Annotated in this window: 19 protein-coding genes and 1 pseudogene; 4 read left to right on the top strand and 16 right to left on the bottom strand. The window is 43.2% G+C overall.

Translation table 11 applies throughout. The features are described from left to right. Positions 1 to 34 precede the first annotated feature (34 nt). From EWV68_RS06660 to larE, 3 genes are all read right to left on the bottom strand, one after another. Complete coding sequence (locus EWV68_RS06660) at positions 35 to 826, bottom strand: TIGR03943 family putative permease subunit (protein WP_287169273.1); 792 nt, start codon at positions 824 to 826, stop codon at positions 35 to 37. A 24-nt stretch (positions 827 to 850) separates the two neighbouring features. Next, positions 851 to 1861 (bottom strand): permease, encoded by a 1011-nt coding sequence (locus tag EWV68_RS06665; protein WP_002760364.1) that lies wholly within the window; start codon positions 1859 to 1861, stop codon positions 851 to 853. A gap of 299 nt (positions 1862 to 2160) precedes the next feature. Beyond that, a complete protein-coding gene (gene larE / locus EWV68_RS06670) occupies positions 2161 to 2970 on the bottom strand; it encodes an ATP-dependent sacrificial sulfur transferase LarE (RefSeq protein ID WP_002760365.1) in 810 nt (269 codons plus the stop codon). Between the two features lie 367 nt (positions 2971 to 3337). Between larE and EWV68_RS06675 the strand changes: the two genes are divergently transcribed. Both EWV68_RS06675 and EWV68_RS06680 read left to right on the top strand, forming a co-directional pair. Next, positions 3338 to 3652, top strand: a complete 315-nt coding sequence (locus EWV68_RS06675) for a DUF433 domain-containing protein (protein WP_287169274.1) — start codon at positions 3338 to 3340, stop codon at positions 3650 to 3652. 17 nt (positions 3653 to 3669) lie between these two features. After that, positions 3670 to 3999 carry a DUF5615 family PIN-like protein gene (locus EWV68_RS06680; RefSeq protein WP_199308259.1) on the top strand — a complete coding sequence of 110 codons (330 nt, stop codon included), beginning with the start codon at positions 3670 to 3672 and terminating at the stop codon, positions 3997 to 3999. Between the two features lie 212 nt (positions 4000 to 4211). Here the strand turns inward: EWV68_RS06680 and EWV68_RS06685 are convergent, their stop codons facing one another. The 9 genes and pseudogenes from EWV68_RS06685 to EWV68_RS06725 all read right to left on the bottom strand — a co-directional run bounded on the left by EWV68_RS06685 (position 4212) and on the right by EWV68_RS06725 (position 11677). Then, a complete protein-coding gene (locus tag EWV68_RS06685) occupies positions 4212 to 4544 on the bottom strand; it encodes a DUF5615 family PIN-like protein (protein WP_061431155.1) in 333 nt (110 codons plus the stop codon). Then, a complete protein-coding gene (locus EWV68_RS06690) occupies positions 4544 to 4765 on the bottom strand; it encodes a DUF433 domain-containing protein (RefSeq protein WP_002750124.1) in 222 nt (73 codons plus the stop codon). The genes EWV68_RS06685 and EWV68_RS06690 overlap by 1 nt, the downstream gene beginning before the upstream one ends. Before the next feature lie 85 nt (positions 4766 to 4850). Continuing rightward, positions 4851 to 5549, bottom strand: a complete 699-nt coding sequence (locus EWV68_RS06695; RefSeq protein ID WP_287169275.1) for a PEP-CTERM sorting domain-containing protein — start codon at positions 5547 to 5549, stop codon at positions 4851 to 4853. 574 nt (positions 5550 to 6123) lie between these two features. Then, positions 6124 to 6510: a hypothetical protein gene (locus tag EWV68_RS06700; RefSeq protein WP_287169276.1), complete on the bottom strand. Its 387-nt coding sequence runs from the start codon at positions 6508 to 6510 to the stop codon at positions 6124 to 6126. 149 nt (positions 6511 to 6659) lie between these two features. Beyond that, the gene (locus EWV68_RS06705; protein ID WP_190721513.1) at positions 6660 to 7001 is read right to left on the bottom strand and encodes a XisI protein; all 342 of its coding nucleotides are present in this window, start codon (positions 6999 to 7001) and stop codon (positions 6660 to 6662) included. Next, positions 6989 to 7404, bottom strand: a pseudogene (locus EWV68_RS06710) (XisH family protein). The gene EWV68_RS06705 and the pseudogene EWV68_RS06710 overlap by 13 nt, the downstream one beginning before the upstream one ends. 287 nt (positions 7405 to 7691) lie before the next feature. Then, a complete protein-coding gene (locus EWV68_RS06715) occupies positions 7692 to 8897 on the bottom strand; it encodes an argininosuccinate synthase (RefSeq protein ID WP_002797600.1) in 1206 nt (401 codons plus the stop codon). A 270-nt stretch (positions 8898 to 9167) separates the two neighbouring features. Then, entirely contained in the window at positions 9168 to 11159 is a 1992-nt protein-coding gene (locus tag EWV68_RS06720; RefSeq protein ID WP_061431151.1) for a DICT sensory domain-containing protein, read from the bottom strand. 383 nt (positions 11160 to 11542) lie between these two features. Further along, complete coding sequence (locus tag EWV68_RS06725; RefSeq protein WP_002736350.1) at positions 11543 to 11677, bottom strand: hypothetical protein; 135 nt, start codon at positions 11675 to 11677, stop codon at positions 11543 to 11545. 82 nt (positions 11678 to 11759) lie between these two features. On the opposite strand from EWV68_RS06725, the gene EWV68_RS06730 reads away from it, so the two are divergent. Next, the gene (locus EWV68_RS06730; RefSeq protein WP_287169277.1) at positions 11760 to 12698 is read left to right on the top strand and encodes an SGNH/GDSL hydrolase family protein; all 939 of its coding nucleotides are present in this window, start codon (positions 11760 to 11762) and stop codon (positions 12696 to 12698) included. Positions 12699 to 12898: 200 nt separating this feature from the next. Here the strand turns inward: EWV68_RS06730 and EWV68_RS06735 are convergent, their stop codons facing one another. After that, complete coding sequence (locus EWV68_RS06735) at positions 12899 to 14026, bottom strand: 5-(carboxyamino)imidazole ribonucleotide synthase (protein ID WP_287169278.1); 1128 nt, start codon at positions 14024 to 14026, stop codon at positions 12899 to 12901. Continuing rightward, a complete protein-coding gene (locus EWV68_RS06740) occupies positions 14023 to 14532 on the bottom strand; it encodes a pentapeptide repeat-containing protein (RefSeq protein WP_002760385.1) in 510 nt (169 codons plus the stop codon). The genes EWV68_RS06735 and EWV68_RS06740 overlap by 4 nt, the downstream gene beginning before the upstream one ends. A gap of 270 nt (positions 14533 to 14802) precedes the next feature. On the opposite strand from EWV68_RS06740, the gene EWV68_RS06745 reads away from it, so the two are divergent. Continuing rightward, a complete protein-coding gene (locus EWV68_RS06745) occupies positions 14803 to 15666 on the top strand; it encodes a branched-chain amino acid ABC transporter permease (RefSeq protein WP_012263931.1) in 864 nt (287 codons plus the stop codon). A gap of 147 nt (positions 15667 to 15813) precedes the next feature. Here EWV68_RS06745 and EWV68_RS06750 read toward each other — a convergent pair whose 3' ends face one another. After that, positions 15814 to 16197 (bottom strand): DUF4346 domain-containing protein, encoded by a 384-nt coding sequence (locus tag EWV68_RS06750; RefSeq protein WP_002747361.1) that lies wholly within the window; start codon positions 16195 to 16197, stop codon positions 15814 to 15816. Positions 16198 to 16786: 589 nt separating this feature from the next. Continuing rightward, positions 16787 to 18181: a DUF2252 domain-containing protein gene (locus EWV68_RS06755; protein WP_061431147.1), complete on the bottom strand. Its 1395-nt coding sequence runs from the start codon at positions 18179 to 18181 to the stop codon at positions 16787 to 16789. Positions 18182 to 18340 lie beyond the last annotated feature (159 nt).

The following is an 18340-nucleotide window of genomic DNA, read 5'->3' on the forward strand; positions in this document are numbered from 1 at the left end:
TAACTGATAACTGATAACTGATAACTGTTAACTGTTAATATCCGTAGGGATCCACAGGAGTGGGTATAGATTTCACGGATTTAGCCTTAATTACTAATTGTCTTCTGGTGGTTGATTTTCCCACCTCTACGGGTAAAGATTCCGTGGCCATTTCTCCGGTGATTTCTAACCAAGTATCATTGGGATATTGACCGCGACTTCCTGATAGTTTCACCGGCAAACCCACGGGATAAGCATCCACGGCACAACAGGTAAGAATAAAGCGACTAATTAATAAATAATTATCGGGTAATTGGGGCAATTGCACCACAAAACCTGTGACTTTTACCGGTTGTCCCGTGTAAGCATCAGGTTCGGGGTAAGCATTCAAAGTTCTTACCCATTCAATTAAACTTTTTTCCTCTGGTTTAACGGTAGTGCCAAAGGATTGAGTTTGCAAGCGAGTTAGGGGTAAAGATTCACTAATTCCCCTCTGTAATGCGATTTGACTGCTGAGGGGCTGCGGGGCAATAAATAGGCCTAAAAGGGCAGTGATTACTAATAAACCTGAGCCAAAATGTTGGGGAAGAATGGTAATATGCGATCGATTATCGTTACTATCTAAATTAATCTTTTTTTGCCACTGTTTTAATAATGTCCAAAGCTTGACTATTCCCAGAGCAAATAAAGCAATACTGGTGATGAGAACCAGAATAAAATAATTAGGATGGATCAGTAAATTTAACTGTCCAGTTATCCAGTATTTAAATAGTAACGAACCCCAACCGATTAGGGCAATAACATCGATCAATTGGGGGGCGATTATTTTTAGACGTGATGAATTCATGGGAAAAACTATCCGGGGACTGACCTAAAATAAATAACTGTGAGCCAAGGTGAGTAAAAAAGTCATTTGCGCTGCTAAAGCAAAGAGATAAATTAACATTCTCGGTTTAAAAATAGACAACATTAAACCAATCCCTTTTAGGTCAATCATTGGACCGAACACTAAAAAAGCCAGCAGGGAACTACTGGTAAAACTAGAGGCAAAGGAGAGAGCAAAAAAAGAATCAACCGTGGAACAAATCGAAACAATTACCGCTAACAGCATCATGGCCAAGATCGAAGTAATCGGATCCTGACCCAAATTAAGAACAAATTCCCGGGGAACAAACACCTGTAAACCGGCCGCTATAGCACTTCCTAAGATTAACACTCCTCCTAATTCCCGTAATTCCATCACCACGTTTTCCACAAAAGTTAACCAGCGCCTTTTCATCGGGATAGCTTGCACTGCTGGTAGGACAGCAGTAGCGGCAAAACTTTCATCTAAGCGCAAAGTTTGCCCAGAATTACCGATCAGAAAAGAACCGGATTGTAGTAGTAGTGGGATAGATTCTTTTTCCGGTGTTTGCGGTTGCCAATTGAGACTTTTTGCCAAAGAGGTTTGTAGGAGCGGTCGGGGATCTTTTTGGATACTAAAGATAATACCGATAACCGTAGCGATGAACAAAGAAAAGATAACTCGATAGAAAACAATTTCCGGTTGATCGCGAAAAGCTACCCAAGTGGACCAGATAACAATCGGGTTAATTGTCGGCGCTGCTAAGAGAAAACTAACCGCTACTGCATTCGGCATTCCTTGCACAAGTAAACGTCGCGCCACCGGCACATTGCCACACTCGCAGACGGGAAACAAAAACCCAATACATCCCCCCACAAATGCTCCTAAAACAGCATTTCGAGGCATCAGAGCAACTAGGCGACGTTCATCGACAAATATTAAAAGAATACTAGAGAGAATCACCCCTAGCAGTAAAAAAGGCATCGCTTCCACCAACAGGCTCAGGAATAGGGTAAAGGCATTTTGTAGTTGACTCATCTATCCTCGCCTTGGCAATTAGAGGTTTAGGGGTAAAGACTTAGGAACCCCAGAAAAAGGTTCATCAGTCCGCTCCCCGGCTTTTTAACATTTTTTTAATATATCCGATCGAGTGACTTCTGTGTTGTCAGGGGACAGGAGCCAGTTATCAGGGGACAGGTTTTAGGTTTTGGGGTTTTGGGGTGTTAGGGTGTTAGGGTGTTAGGGTTTTAGTTGAAATTCCCCCACTTCCCCACTTCCCCACTTCCCCACTTCCCCACTTCATAATTCATAATTCCCACTCTCCCATCACCTCACACTTAGAGGACTCGATTAAGTTTGCCGCTTTGATAACCTTCTAGATCGAGGGTGACATAGATAAAGCCTAATTTTTGCAGATCAGCAACTAATTCGCTTAAATTTGTCCGATTAATAAAGTCGGGAATTGCTGCTGCCGGTAATTCAATCCGTGCCGTATCGCCGCTCGATCGCACCCGTAATTGACGATAACCTAATTTTCGCAGATAAATCTCCGCCCGTCCGACTCTTTGCAATTTCTCCAGGCTAATTTCCTCCCCGTAGGGAAAACGGGAACTTAAACAGGGTTGCGCTGGTTTATCCCACCAAGGTAAATTTAAGTAACGAGATAGTTGACGAACTTCGCTTTTTGTGATACCAATTTCCGCCAAAGGTGAACGAGCGCCGCGCTCCCTAGCGGCTTGAATTCCGGGACGATAATCCCTTAAATCATCAGCATTAACGCCATCGATGACGTAGGAATAACCACGAGCGAGGGCGATGGGTTTAAGGGTGTCGTGTAGCTCACTTTTGCAGAAATAACAGCGATTAACGGGATTACTGGTGTAATTGGGGTTATTCATTTCCTCGGTTTCCACCAATTCGTGCCGAATACCGATATAATCGGCCTGAGCGATCGCTTCTTCTAATTCTTCCGGCAGTAGGGAAGGGGAAACCGCCGTAATTGCCAATGCTTGACTCCCTAGCAGATCATAGGCCACTTTGGCCACTAGGGTACTGTCCACGCCCCCAGAATAGGCAATCAGAGCTTTTTCGCTGGTTTTTAAGAGGTTTTGTAATTGTCCGAGTTTATCAAGTAATTGACTGTCCATGGCGGCGATTTTGGCAACTGGTTTAGGGAGACCGTTTTTTATATCGGGTATAGACAAGTAGCTTAAGCCACTTGTCCCAAGAATTTGCGGCAATGAGGTAAGTAGTAGTGCAAAATAAATTTCCTAGTCAAGATAGGCACTCATGCAAGAGGTAATACCATTTTTCTTTATTCTTGGCAGGTATCTTACCCCCCCTTGCCCCCCCGATGTCGGGGGGGTTGGGGGGTGGGGGGTTAGGGGTGAGGGCGATTAACCATCTCTGCCATTACTTATGAAAAGTGGTATAAGAGGTGGTTAGATATGTGTAATTAATTTTGCCTAGGTACTTAGTATAATCATAAATGTGTCTTAGCTTAACCCTCTCTACATGACAACAAATCTCACAGACTATAAACATATTGCAATTGATCATCGGGGAGTACCAATAATTGCGGGTTCTACCCTAAAAGTGATTGATCTAGTTATGGCACAAATAGCTTACGGTTGGACTCCAGAAGAAATTCACATTAACCATCGTGATTTAAGTATGAGTCAAATTCACTCAGCATTAGCTTACTATTGGGAACATAGAGAAGAATTAGATCAAGCTATCCAAGCTGATTTAGAATTTGCCCAAAAAATGCGAGAAAAAGCCGGAGATTCTCCCTTTGTTACCCGACTTAAAGCACAGGCAATAAAGTAGTGAATCTCAAACTTTATATGGATGAAAATGTACACGGCGCAATTACTACAGGGTTGCGTCTGCGAGGTGTTGATGTCTTGACAGTTCAAGAAGATGGCTATTCTGGTATTGCTGATCCCATTATTTTGGATCGAGCAACCACAATAGAAAGAGTGATTTTTACCCAAGATAGCGATTTTTTAATAGAAGCTAGTCGTCGTCAAACAGAAGGAATTGAATTTATAGGGGTTGTTTACGGTCATCAATTAATGGTATCTATTGGGGACTGTATTAGAGATTTAGAATTAATTGCCAAACTGGGAAAAAGTGAAGAATTTATCAATATAATACAATATTTACCCCTTTAATTTTTGTTGATGATAAAATTTAGTTTAATTCAAATGATCCCCCCTTCCCAATTCTAAGGATAGGTGTTTAAAATGGGTCTTAGCTTAAAACCCCACACCCCCGAAAAACTTGTTCAGCAAACCCTAATTATTTCCTTCGCTCCTATAGCACCGGGCAATAACCCTCCCCACATAAATGTAAACAAGCGAACACTTGCTCTGCTCTCAAAGGATTAGGATAAAGCGATGATACCAAGATTTTGATCTTGCTCAAAAGATAAAATAGCTTCGTAGTTATCTCTTAATAATGATTCTATAGTTTTAGTAGAGCAATTTCCCAAACGAATCCAAATTACTTTAGGCGGAAACCCTTTAAGAATTAGTAATTCATTAAAATCAGAATCTTTAGTGACAATAATATAGTCTTGTATTTTAGCCATTTCCCAGATATAATAATCAGATTCTTGGTCTAATCCCAGCAAGTAAAGATGATTAGAATCGGGATAAATATCAACTAATAGACTAACTAAGCGAGGTGATAAATTGTGATCAAAAAGTAATTTCATTAGTTAACTAAAATGGTTTGACGTTCACGCTCGGCGGCATAACTCAAACAGGCTAAAATATCCGCCTTGGTTAAGTAAGGAAAATCTTCTAAAATTTCCTCATAAGTCATTCCCGAAGCCAGATAGGAGAGAACATCATAAACAGTAATTCTCATTCCTCTAATACAAGGTTTTCCGCTCCTTTTTCCCGGTTCTATGGTAATAATATCTTTGTATGACATAATGTTGATTAACTGGTGATCAAATCTAAAATTGATGATAGCATTTCGGGGCAACCCCTCTGTAGTTGCCCCTCTTAAGGATAATTTATCCCCGACGACGAAGGGAAGCGGCACCCAACGCACCAACAGCGATTAAACTCACTATACCACTAGGTTCCGGGGTTGATACAGCACCGCCACCAGTAGGAGTAATATCCCCATTAAGAGCCACAAACCCACCCCCGGCAACATTAGCGGAGTTTTGACCATAGAACCAGATAGTGGAGGAGTCAGCATTCAGTCCATAGAGACGGAACTGCACCGGGCCGGTTTGGGGTGCTAAACTGCTTAGGTCAAAGCTGTAGGTATTAAGGCTACCTGTTAAGTTAACTTGTGTCCCTAAATTATTGGTGAACCCATCAACACTAGAGCGCAAGACTAAATCTAGCTGCGTTCCATCCTGCTGCGCATTGAGTTGTAAGTTAGTAAAATCGACTTGAAAACCTGCACCGGGTTGCACGGCAAATTCGACGTATTGGTTGGTATCAACAGTGCTACCTGTATTCCAACCGCCAGAACCCGTCGCACTACCCAACAAGAAAGGAGGACCACTCAGCCGATTTATCCCGGCGGTGTTTAACCCAGTGCTGGTTATATTCGCACCTACAGTATTCGCCGCTTTGGGATAGGTTGCCGTAGAAGCATTAAATTCATTCCAACCAGCTACTATTGCCGCTTGAGCAGGAGTAACCCCGGCCAACCCCATCAGAGTCAAGGGGGTTAAAATTGTCAGTAATTTTTTCATGGATTCGATGACAGTAATGGGACAAAATTATGGTCATATTTAACGCTAGTTTTGCGCCAATATCCCACAGCAAAAAATATCACAAGGGGGGGGGAAGTCAAGGGTTATTTAATCATAATTTTTTATTGATTTCTATATTTAAGATAGTTTTGGATTATATAAATATTTTTGACTGGTTGCAAGGTTATAGCTGGCAACGCAGATAAGCGAGGTTCTACCTCTACTTAAGTACCTAAGCAAAATTAATTACACATTTCGATAAAGCTTTTGCCTCTTGCCTATTGCCTCTTGCCTATCTTCACTAGGAAATTTATTTTGCACGACTACTTATTTCTTTGACCGAAATGATCACCTTCGCTCCTAGGTTCCCCCGCAATAAATTGACCTGGTGCATCTTACATTTGCAGGAATACCGACAATCAGCAATTATACTAAATCCGTTGAGTATAGGCTACTTATAAAGGAGAGAACCTCATGCAAAAGGGGGAATAAATAATCAGTTTTTAATAACCAGATTTAGTATTAGCTTGTTGGCGAATTTTATCTTTAATATAGTCGGGAATAGGGCTAGGATTCATGCTTCTAATGGTGAAATTAATCCTCTTTTAACCGCTTCATTTAATCCTTGAGACTTCTTTAACAAGTTTATTTGATAAATTTGCATCAATGACCAAAGTTCCGTATTTTCAAAGGTTGATAAATCCCCCTCTTGTTGTTGATTGAGCAACTCGCTTAATCTTTGATCCTGTTCTGATGCCATTTGTAATTGAGTTAATTTGATAATTTCTTCATCTGATAATGAATTTAGGGATGAGATTTTTTCGCCTTGATAATTGGGACTAATAGAAAAAGCGATCGCTTCTACTAATATATCATTAAGATCACGGTTAATTGAATGGGCTAAGGATTGAGCTAGATTAAAAATCTCATCAGGTAGGGTTAAAGTAATTGAAATGGCCATAAGCTTTTTTTATGTGGGGTTATAGAGATATTATGATTATAGCTCAAATTCTTGTTACCCATAGGGATAAACTGGTTCAAAAGTAACAAAATAGCTCCTTTAAGCTTCTTTTATCAACCTCAGATTTCCAGGCAAGATTTACCGAGAACTTAACTCACAGCAAACCCTGTTAACCTACGAGTTTCCAGATCGTAAAAAGCTAAAACTATATCTTCTTTAGAAATACCCTCCCTTAATAATTCCGTAGCGATACCTTCCTCAGTCCAATCCTCCTCAATATAAATCTTCTCATTTTTAATCCTAATATGGACTTGAATATTCCTGATTTTTTTCTTGCCTTCCCAACCCATAAAAAGCCAAAAATACTGATCATGTATCTCGTCAAAAACCAGACAACTTTCTTGATCTAAATTAGCAGAACCAGAAACCCATTCGTGATATTCTGTTAATACTTTTTTAATGGCATTGCGATATTTTTCTAGTCTATCCATTGTAAAATTTTCTCCTTTTCCATCTCAACAACCAGCAAAAGTAATTGATTTATTTTCACAATATCCTGAATTGATTCTCGTTGGAAAAAATTTTCATAAATGCTGTCTTTAATGGCTAGATAAATTTGATATTCTGGTTCGGTAAGACTGATTAAATTTCGATATAAAATATATTGTCCTAAAGCTATTTCAAAATCTCTCATAGGTGAGGGACTTAAAAAGCTTTTGATTTCCACAACAATTTTACGTCCATTTCTTTCAGCAGCCAAAGGTTTTTCTGCTGCTAAATCAGCAAATATTCAACATCTTTATATTTAATTTTATAAGGATCAGCTAAAATACTCCAACCGTCTTTAATTAAGGCATTTTTCACGGCTTCATGGTAAATATCTTTTGCTGGCATGGTTCTAAAAAAGTAATTTCATTAGTTATATTTAATTTTATTAACAATCCTAAGTCTGATAAAATCGGTGATCAAATTTAAATCAGTTATCGAGTCTGGTTCAAATTTAATTTTTGTTGATTCCCCCCTTAATAAGGGTGCTGATCCCCCCTTATTAAGGTAGGGTTAATTCATGAATTAACCCTACCTTGGGGGGTGCTGATCCCCCCTTCCCCCCTTGATAAGGGGGGTGTTGATCGCTGGGAGGATCTGAATTAAAACCCACTTACTTAGGGGAGAATTGTTGATTACTTCCCTCTAGTTTTTTCAGCCCAAACTTTGCTGGGTAATCCCCAAACATAGATGAAACCTTCGGCAGCTTTATGATCAAATTGATCCTCGGCCCCGTAGGTAGCTAAATCGGGAGAATAGATAGAATTGACTGACTGACGACCGACCACTTTAGCGTTACCTTTAAACAGTTTGACTCGCACCGATCCCGTTACCTGTTCTTGGGTTTTGAGGATAAAAGCATCGATCGCTTCCTTTAAGGGACTGTACCACAATCCTTTATAAATTAACTGTCCGTAGGTATCTTCAATTCCCCGTTTATATTGGGTAACATCTCCAGTTAAAGTCAAACTTTCTAAGTCCCGGTGAGCATCAATTAAAACTAATAAAGCCGGGGCCTCGTAAATTTCTCGGGATTTAATTCCCACTACCCGGTTTTCGATCATATCTAACCGACCAACACCGTGTTTACCCACTAGGTCATTTAATTGACTAATTAGCGTGACGGGAGCGAGATTTTCTCCGTTTAAACTGACGGGAATTCCCTGATTAAAACCGATATCGACGTATTCCGGCTCATTGGGAGTATCGGCGATCGCTTTGGTCATTAAATAGATTTCTTCCGGGGGTTCCGTCATCGGATCTTCCAAAGGACCGGCTTCAATACTGCGCCCCAACAGGTTACGATCGATACTAAAGGGTGAGGATTTTTTCACGGGAGACTCGATCCCGAATTTTTCCCCGTAGGCGATGGTTTCTTCCCGGCTCATGCCCCATTCCCTGGCGGGAGCGAGAACTTTTAAACTAGGATTGAGGGCCATAATGCCCACATCAAAACGCACCTGATCGTTACCTTTGCCGGTGCAGCCGTGAGAGACGGCATCGGCCCCGTATTTCTCGGCGGCCTCTACTAATAATTTAGCGATTAAAGGACGAGCCAGGGCGGTAGAAAGGGGATAACGATTTTCATAGAGAGCATTAGCTTGAATTGAGGGAAAAGCGTATTCTTTGACGAATTCTTCCTGAGCATTGACGACTAAGGATTCGATCGCTCCGCAGCGCAGAGCCTTTTCTTGAATTGGTCCCAATTCGTCTCCCTGTCCTAAATCGGCGGCTAGGGTAATCACTTCTTCTACTCCCCATTCCTGTTTGAGATAGGGAATACAGACGGAAGTATCGACTCCTCCGGAATAAGCTAAAACCACTCTCTTGGCGCGTCCCATAATTTTTTCACCTAAAAACGACTAATTGATTACTCTTTCAAGTTTATTATATATCCTGGGGATTTGATGCTTCTTTTTTAATGCTTTTTTGTTTAGTTTTTGATGAAGAAAAGGAATAGGAAGTCATACTAAATCCGTTAAGTATATGCTACATATCAGGACAGGCAAAAGGCAAGAGGCAAGAGGCAAAAGGGGAAATACATAATCAGTTTTTAATAACTGGATTTAGTATCACGATTAAAGAGCCAAAACTAAACGGGCAACCAGCCGCTATTTACGTTTACTGGCAGGACGACGGGAGGATTTTTTCGGAGCGGTATTTTGGGGATTATCGTTAGTTTTATCTTTAAATATTGGAATAGTAAAATGAAACTGACTGCCGTTATTTTTGCCCTGGGATTCTGCCCAAATTTCGCCGCCCCAACCATTAACGATCTGACGACAGATAGCCAGTCCTAAACCGGTTCCCCCGGCACTGCGTCGCAGGGCCCCCTCCTCTTGGTAAAAGCGATCGAAAACCTGTTCTAAACGATTGGGTTCGATCCCGCGTCCAGTGTCAGAAATGGTTACTTCTAGAGTTTTTGGCTTTCCCGAAGCGACTTCGATCGAGACATTTCCCTCGCGACCGGTAAACTTACAGGCATTATCGAGAAGTTTGGAGAGTAATTCCACTAACCACTCGCCATCGGCTAAAACAAAGGGCAGATTAGGGGGGACAAGATTGCTAATTTTTGGATTTTCGTTGTCGAGATTGCGGGAGTGAACGTGACTGATGGCTAATTCCACACATTCCGATAAGGATAAAGCTTCGGGATTCCAATTAACCCGGCCACTTTCTAACCTGGAAAGAGTTAAAAAATCTTGGATTAATTTACGCATTCGTTCCGCATCTTTCAGGGCAGTATCAAGCATAATTTGGCGCATTTCTGCTGGCATATCTGGTTCCGAGGCCAAACTTTCTAGACAGACTTGAATGGTGGAGAGGGGGGTGCGTAATTCGTGGCCGGTTATGGCGACTAAATTAGAACGAGTGCGATCGAGAGCGGCTAATTGTTCATTTAAATCCTGTAAATTAGCGTAGGCTTCTGCTTGAATGAGGGCGACTCCGATTTGAGTGGCCACCGCATCCACAAGGGCGACATCCTCGCTTTTCCAAGTGGTGGTATAGGGTCCACAGTGATGCAGTTCCAACATTCCCAAGAGACGACTTTGGTAAAAAATCGGTACTAATAACCAAGAATAGATGGAACATTCCCGCACGAGATTTTGAATGGAATCGCCGGGGAGACGGGGATCGTGAATAGCGTCTTCGATTTTCAGGGATTCTCTCAATTCCAGCACTTCCTGAAAAAGAGGATTATTTTTCAGGGGCCATTTTTGTCCTTTGATGGAACTAATGCCGGAGTTTAAAAATTCGTGTTCGATGGTGGCGTTAATGTCGGCTTCCTTACAACGATAGACCACGCAGCGACAGACTCCCAATCCCTGCCCCAATTTCTGCACTGCCACCTGTAGGATAGCTTCCGGATCGAGGGAACGACGGATCGAGGCTGTCACCGAGTTGATCAGTCTTTCCTTGTGTTCTTTCGATGCCAAGGAACGATTGGCTTTCAGCAGTTTATACTGTCCCGCTTGCAAATAAGTGACCAATCGCTGGACAAAGGGATTTGGTTCCTCTTGATGATCCCTGTCCTTCAGTTCACAGATCAGGTATTCTTCTTGGGCGCGCCTAATTTTGTCCGCTAGTTCGGGACGATAATCGAGAATATGATTTAAAAGAATTTGCGCGGCCTGTTGACTCACATGGCGATCACTCGTCCAAATCCCCTCAAAACGGCGATTATTATCCATAGCTGCCCCATTTTCCCCCTCTGCTGTCAGATGGGTTCGTTCCCGACAGATTAAACAACTAGCATAATGGCCACCGATAACCACTAGATGCCATTCTTGGGCTAAACTGTCCTCTGGTTGAAAAGCGATCGTCTCGTAAATGTCGGAACTATGCTTAAAATCGGTTTCCGGGGCCGACAAAACATAAACTTGCCCGCTTTTGTGGGCAATGCGTCGATAGCGATGGGCCTCTTGACGATAAAAGCGCTCACGCTGAAAACTGGCAATCACTAACGGTTGATCGTCTTCCGCTAAAACCTGATCCTCCATGGCGTGGGATAGCGCGGTCAGGGATGCTTTGAAGTACATCTGCGATCGCCATTGGGGGAGTAACTGCAACAGTTCTGTTAAAACAGAAGTTGATCTGCTCATCGATGATCTGTTTCGAGTCGAGTGTGACTAGCAAGCGCAATAGAGGGAACTAGCAATTTCTCCCTTGACCCTATCCTACAGGCTCAAGGGGACAAGAGGTGAGATCGTGATGGCCAGAAATTTAAACCGAGTGATGCCAAAAGTGAGCGAAATTAATCTAGTTAACTAGAGGTTGCTGAATAAATCTAAACCTTGTTGGGTAAGACTTTTAGACTTTTGGGAAATCAAAAAGTACCCGCCATTGGAGGGATCGGGGGGAAAATTTAGGGACTTTTTCCCTGAAAATTAGGTAATTTACCAGATGAAAATGGGTAAAACCCTACACCCTACACCCTACACCCTACACCCTGCCCCCACGAGAAACTTTTTGCCGCAAACCCTAACTAGATGTAGGCGACTTTCATTGCCCAAAGGATCAGAGCAATAATACTACCGATAACGATAATGGACGATATCGCCACTACTGCCGGTTTATCGGCCCCCTCGAATTTCATAATGCCACGATTTAAGTCTGACATTGCCCTTAACTCCTTTTCATGAGATGGATGTAGAAAGTATGAGACACTTTAGGATCATAAATTAGCGAACTCTCATCTATCCGTGTTATTAGAAATTGGTATCATTCGGCTGTCTTTAATCATTCTAGGCGTTCTTTTCGCCCTTGCCCTTTTCCTTGAGGCTATTTTAAGAATTGTCTTCGGGTTCGGTAATCCGCTTATTTACGAAGCTGATGCCGAAATTGGCTATCTTTTGGCTCCTAATCAACAAACGCGCCGGTTTTCCAATTTTATCGCCGTTAATCAGTATTCGATGCGGAGCGAGCCGATTACAACCCAACGGCCTCCGGAGACGACGAGAATCATGTTAATCGGTGATTCGATCGCTAATGGCTCCTGGTGGACAGATCAAAAAGAGACCATTGCTGCTTTAATCGCCAAAAATTTAGGCCAGAATCTGACGGGTTCGGTGGAAGTTCTCAATGCTTCGGCCAATTCTTGGGGACCGCGCAATCAATCGGCCTATCTGCGACGTTTCGGCACCTTTGAATCCCAGGTGATTGTGTTATTAATGAACACCGATGATCTGTTCGCTTTAGCTCCTAGTTCGGCGGTGGTGGGACGAGAAATTAATTATCCCGCTCGCCGGCCGGCTTTAGCTTTAATCGAGTTGTACGATCGATATTTTAAGCGTTATCCTCCCCTGCCACCGGTGCAAGAAGGAGGCGATCGAGTGGGCAATAATTTAACCGCTCTTGCCCAAATTCAAGCCCTTGCTCAGGCTAATCAAGCCCGTTTAATTATCGCTATTACCCCCCTCATTCGCGAAGCTCAAAAACAGGGGCGAGATTATGAATTAAAAGCCCGTCAAAGACTAGCGGATTTCACCAGCAACCAGCAGATTTTTTATCTAGATTTTCTGCCCATTTTTCAAGCCCATCCCAATCCCGATTCCCTCTATATCGATAATATTCATCTTAGTCGAGACGGTAACGAGTTAATTAGTCAAAAACTGACCGAGGCAATCAAAAATGTCTTTTAATTAGGGTTTACTGAATCAGTTATCAGTTATCAGTAATCAGTAATCAGTTATCAGTTATCAGTTATCAGTTATCAGTTATCAGTTATCAGTTATCAGTTATCAGTTATCAGTTCACATCCTTATCAGTAAACAGTTATCAGTTATCAGTTATCGGTTTACTGATTACTGTTTACTGTTCACTGAAAATACACCCCACTTCCCTAACAACCATACCAAAGCTTTTCTATCTGTTTTGCTAGGGCCAATAACTCAGAGCGATCGCTTGTATCCCTTAAGAGGGTGACATGGCCTAATTTTCGACCGGGACGGGATTTTTTACCGTACCAAAAAACGTGAGCGTCTGGAATTGCCGCTAAAACTGCTCTTTTTTCGCGATAATCACCGTCACTATCCTCAAAACCCAATAGATTAACCATGACTGCCCCAGCAGATTTTAAGTCCGTGGCTCCGAGGGGCAAATTAGCCACTGCTTGCAGTTGTAGGGCAAATTGGGAGGTAAGACAGGCAGAGAGGCTGTAATGACCCGAATTATGGGTACGGGGAGCGATTTCATTAATCAATACCTCTCCCTGCGGAGTGACAAATAATTCCATCCCGAAAACACCCACCGCCGACAAACTACTTAACAGATGATGAGCGATAGATTCGGTTTGAGCCTGTAATGATTGGTTAAGAGCGGCGGGAGCAATCACCCAGTGACAGACTTGCTCCTCTTGATGGGTTTCCACCACGGGATAGGTGACGATTTCCCCGGTTAATCCCCTAGCCGCAACGATGGCTAATTCTCGCTCGTAGGGAATATAAGCTTCTAACATCAAGTCAAGACGCTCTAATTGCGGCTTTTTGGCGTTTAATTCTTCAGGAGTGCGGATAATAAAGGTTCCTTGACCATCATAACCCTGTCGTCGCGCTTTCAGCACTAGCGGAAAAGGATAATTTTCTAGTGGGGATAAATTATCTATCGCCCAAAAATCAGGCACAGGCAACCCTAGGGAGCGTAAATAACATCTTTGCTCGTATTTATCCAATAGGGGGCGCAGATTTGCCAAACTAGGATAGAATTTCACTCCTGTGGCCGCTAATTCTTCTAGGGCATCTAAATTAACAAACTCATTTTCAAAAGTGATCAGATCACAATGTTGAGCTAGTTTTTTTGTGCCTTCCACGTCAGCTATTTCTGCGAAGACAACCCCGTCAGCTAAAGCAACGGCGGGATCGTCGGGGTGTGGTGTTTGTACAATTAGAGAAATGCCTAATTTCTTGGCTTCCTGTGCCATCATCCAAGCCAATTGTCCACCACCAATAACACCAACCCTTCTTTGCATCATTGATCACATCCTAAAGATTCCGGGGTAGAGACGCCGGTTTTTGAGTTTACACCCTCGGCTCTTTCACAGAGATTTTTGATTTGTTGAGCGTCAAGCACGGCAAAACTAAAATCAGCACCGTTGATATTGACTCCCTCGAAAATGGTACGCAGCATGATCGCTTCGGCAAAAATGGCATCGCTTAAATCGGAATTTTTAAAGGTACTCAGATAGGCTAATCCATTGGTTAAGTCCGCTCCATGAAAGTTGCCTTCGATGATAGAGGCTCCGTTAAACACTGCCCCGCGCAAATCGGCAGAGCTAAAGTTAGAATCTTGCAGATTAACGTTAGTAAATTGGGCAGATTGCAAATTTTGTCCCGAAAAATCCTTTCCTGTCAGATTCTGGTTTTCATAACTGGCATTGGCTCCTGTGACAGCAGCAGAACTGGCAGCTAAGGCATTGACAGGAGATAGGATAAATAGTAAGGCAAAAAAAGCGATCGCTAATCGAAAGATAGTCTTCATTGGCGGCAAATTCCATCAGTGGGCATTCTTGATTTTATAGCAGTAAGCCATCGGCCGTCAGCTTTTCGCCGGCCGCCAGAAATTGCTGGCACACAAACCTTTATAATGGCTGTCTAGGCTTATACTGCCATGCAATTTGGTCTAAACAAAAATATTTAAGCCACGGGCCCCCAGCTTTCAGCTAAATAAAGTAAAAGACAAAAGTTAATTCATTTTCTCTCTCCTGACTTCTATTTCTAAGGACAATTTCTGATTTATACAAGAGGTTTGATGGATACACCGCAACTTTTATTCAATGGTTTAGCCGTCGGCAGTATTATTGCTCTGGCTGCTGTTGGGTTAACCCTTACCTGTGGCATTTTGCGTCTGTCTAATTTTGCCCACGGCGATTTTATGACTTTGGGTGCTTACATAACTTGGGTGGTAAATGCTCAAGGGATTAATCTCTGGTTAGCGATGCTGGTGGGGGCAGCAGTGACAGCTATTGCCATGCTCATTGCCGAGAGATTATTATGGAAACCTATGCGCGATCGACGGGCTGATTCTACCACTTTAATTATTATTTCGATCGGTTTGGCTTTATTTCTTCGCAATGGTATTTTAATGATCTGGGGCGGTAGTAATCAACGCTACGATCTGCCTGTGATGACCGCTACAGAAATTTTTGGGATTAAAGTAGCTTTCGATCGCTTGTTAGTTATTGGTTTGGCAATTATAGTTATTATTGCCCTCCATTTGCTATTGCAAAAAACTAAGATCGGTAAGGCGATGCGTGCCGTAGCTGACAGCACCGATTTAGCTAGAGTAACCGGAATTAACGTCGAATGGGTTGTCTTCTGGACATGGATAATTACGGGAGTTTTAACTGCTTTAGCCGGAGCGATGTTCGGGTTAATTACTGGGGGAGTGCGTCCCAATATGGGCTGGTTTTTAATCTTACCAATGTTTGCCGCCGTGATTTTAGGTGGTATTGGTAATCCCTACGGAGCGATTGCTGGGGCTTTAATTATTGGTGTTGCCCAAGAAATTAGTGTTCCCTTAATTGGTTCTGATTATAAATTAGCCGTGGCTTTATTAATTATGATCCTGCTGTTATTATTCCGTCCCCAAGGTTTATTTAAAGGCACGGTTTAACAGTTATCAGTTATCAGTTATCAGTTATCAGTTATCAGATGTAAGTTTTAAGTTTGAAGTTTTAAGTTATTTATTTATTTATCTTCATCTTTATCCCTGTTTACTGTTTACTGATTACTGTTTACTGATCACTGAAAAGCCCAATCTTTAATCCTGAATATATTCTTCCCCGGTGATTAAAGCGTATTCAGCGCGGGTGAATTCTCGACCTAAATAAGCAGCATGATCGAACATAGTAATCGGACAAGGTTGGGTTTCTTCGATCACTTTTACGGCTAATTCTTTGGCAGTCCTGGCGGTGTAAATAGTCTCAGGATTGCGATCAAGTTTTTGCCTAACACCGATAACTTTTCCCGTTTCTGGATCGACGGCTAAACCTTTTTCATTGATAATATTGCTGTAATGTTTGGCACAGATTAACCCGGCTTCTCGGTCTAGATAAATAATAAAATATCCTGCGGGATCGAGAGCGATCGGACGTTTGGAAAGTTGATGATCAATAGCCGTGATTTGTGATTTTAATTCGCTCATTTTCTTGACAAAATCACTTAAATAGGGGCTGCTGAAAAAGTTTTTCGTGGGGGCAGGGTGTGGGGTGTGGGGTGTGGGGTGTGGGGTTTTACCCATTTTCAGGTGGTCAATTACCTAATTTTCAGGGAAAAAATCCAGCCTTATCCAACAAGGTTTTTAGATTTATTCAGCAAACCCTAAATATGTAGATGAAAGCAAGAGCAAATTATATCACATACCATCATCCTTTTTCTAGAGCATTTTGTAGATATAGGCCGTATGTATTTTCTGTGAGCAAATCTGACCTACTGAGCAATAATACTAAATCCTGTTTAAAAAGTATAGGAGCGTGGGGAGCGCTGGAGGAGGGAGAAACAATCCATAACCTGAGAGTTAATCGGACTATTAATACTAAATCCGTTGAGTATAGGCTACATATCAGGACAGGCAAAGGGCAAGAGGCAAGAGGCAAAAGGGGGAATAAATAATCAGTCTTTAATAACCGGATTTAGTATAAAAACGGATTTGGTATCATACCAGCTGCAATGTGGGGGCGCAAAGCTCGCGCCCATAATGTATGGTCGAGAAATAACAGGCTGATAGCTTAATGCTATAAATCTTCTTCTACCAAAGCCTCAACCCGTCCTGTTTTGACCGCTTCCACCAAAGCGGCGTGATCTCGTTCTGTCTGCTCGGCATAAGCGATCGCAAATTCGCCCAGGGCGAGATCGAACTGATCTCCTTTTCCCAAATAACCGCTAATGGTGGCCGCGTCTCCAGATTTAGCGTGGGCGCGGGCTAAGGTCCAGCCACAGAACTCGGCGTAGCGTTGCAGTTGGGCGGCCGACACTCCCTCAATGGGTAGGGAAAACTTCATATCCCGCAGTTGCCGTAAATAGAAGTTATTGCCCCGTCTTCCCTGGGTCCAGCCTAAAAATATGTCGCTAGAGGATTGCATCAATCTCTGGCCTGTAACCACCCGTTGTCCCTGATTTTCGTACTGGCTCTTGGCGGTATAGGGTTCAAGAACCGAAGGGCAAGCCTCCTTAACTTGTAGGATGAGGGGATGGTTATCTTCCGAGAAAAATAGGGCGATATAACATCTGGTGCCGACACTGCCAATGCCTACCACTTTCAGGGCAAAGTCCTCTAACCGGTAGCGATCAAACAGGACCCGGCGTTCCTCCGGCAGGGATTGGCGATAGTCTTCCAGACCCTCACGCACGAGAGTCTCCCAATCCGGTTCGTTGACATGGTAGAGAATGGGCGGCTGATCGACAAAGCGATTGCGTCCTGCGGTTTGGGTGACGATCTTGGGGTAGAGATGTTCGATGATGCGCTCGCGGGCTTTTGTCATCATCTGTTCCCGTATCTTCCGCGTCTTTTCGTCGGGAGCCATCTCGATCACCTGTTCTACTCCTATGCGCGTGTACCATACCTCTAACGGACTGAGGCGAGAATATTCCCGCAGGTGTTCCCGATAGGAACGAGCGCAATTGATCGCCGCTGCCTTCGATTCTCGATCGGATAGATCGCTATCCCTGCCGGCGATGACAAAGCTGACCACTAGACGCTTGAGATCCCATTCCCAAGGTGCGGGTAGGGTTTCGTCGAAATCGTTAATATCGAAGACTAAATTGCGTTCGGGGGTGGCAAAAAATCCGAAGTTCAAGAGGTGGCAATCCCCGCAGGCCTGCACGATAATGTCGGTTTTGGGAGTGGTGGCCAGATCGTAGGCCATCAAAGCAGCGGAACCGCGCAGGAAGGTAAAGGGACTCCGCAACATCCGTCCGTAGCGGATGGGAATCAATTCCTGTAATCGCCCTCGATTTGATGCTTCGATGATCTCGATCGGCTCTCGACCAGCTGCGGGGGGTTGCCAGATAGCGTGGCGAGAACGCGGCAATCGCTCCCGGAGGGATTTACCGATCTGGATGCGTTCCTCCCGTGAACGGAATCGAGCTTGAGAGGGTGACCGGATCGGGGTTTCTATTTGGTGGTTCATAGCGACTTTTTCCCCTGAATGAGATTACATCCCTTGCTGTTAGTTGACATCCTCGCCGCCCTAAAAGTGCGGCGATTCCTAAACCTCACGATTTAAGTTTCTGCTTCCACCACCGTCGCATACCACAGTTAAAAAACCATGTACTGTCTTACACAGAGT

Source organism: Microcystis sp. M_QC_C_20170808_M9Col, assembly GCF_007095495.1.
GTDB lineage: Bacteria > Cyanobacteriota > Cyanobacteriia > Cyanobacteriales > Microcystaceae > Microcystis > Microcystis aeruginosa.